The organism is Mesorhizobium sp. BHbdii, assembly GCF_053848045.1.
The window spans coordinates 1-514 of the sequence record NZ_JBSPKX010000136.1; the positions used below are offsets into that span (position 1 = coordinate 1).

Annotated in this window: 1 protein-coding gene; it reads right to left on the reverse strand. The window is 64.2% G+C overall.

From position 1 onward, the window contains the following. On the reverse strand, positions 1 to 457 hold a 457-nt coding region (locus ACWTU8_RS32260), incomplete at its 3' end, for a triose-phosphate isomerase (RefSeq protein ID WP_455851304.1). Between the last annotated feature and the right edge of the window lie 57 nt (positions 458 to 514).

The following is a 514-nucleotide window of genomic DNA, read 5'->3' on the forward strand; positions in this document are numbered from 1 at the left end:
CAGCGATCTGGCGCGAAAGCACGTCGAGCGTGGCGCCCGCTTCACGCTGCTGCTGCGTCTCGCCGATGCAAATGATGGCCACGAGCCCGGCACGCCATGCGGCGGCGGCTTTGGCCTGGACCGTCGCATCGTCCTCGCCGCGTTGTTCGCGGCATTCGGAATGGCCGACAATGACATGGCTCGCGCCGGCATCCTTCAGCATCTCCGCCGAGATGCAGCCGGTGTAGGCGCCGCTTTCCTTGGTGTGGCAATCCTCGCCGCCGGCATGGACCGGCGTGCGTGACAGAATCTCCGCGGCATGGGAAAGCAGCGTCGCGGGAACGCAGACCAAGGCCTCGGTCTCCGCGTCGAGCCCACTCATGAACCCGTTGCCGATCATCCTGAGCTCGTTCAGCGAAGCGCTAGTGCCGTTCATTTTCCAGTTGCCGGCGACAAGCGGGCGAATTCCTGGCGTCATGGTCTGCTTTCTCCGGGCAATATCAGGCTCTGGCCCTCACTACCAAAATCAGGCCAC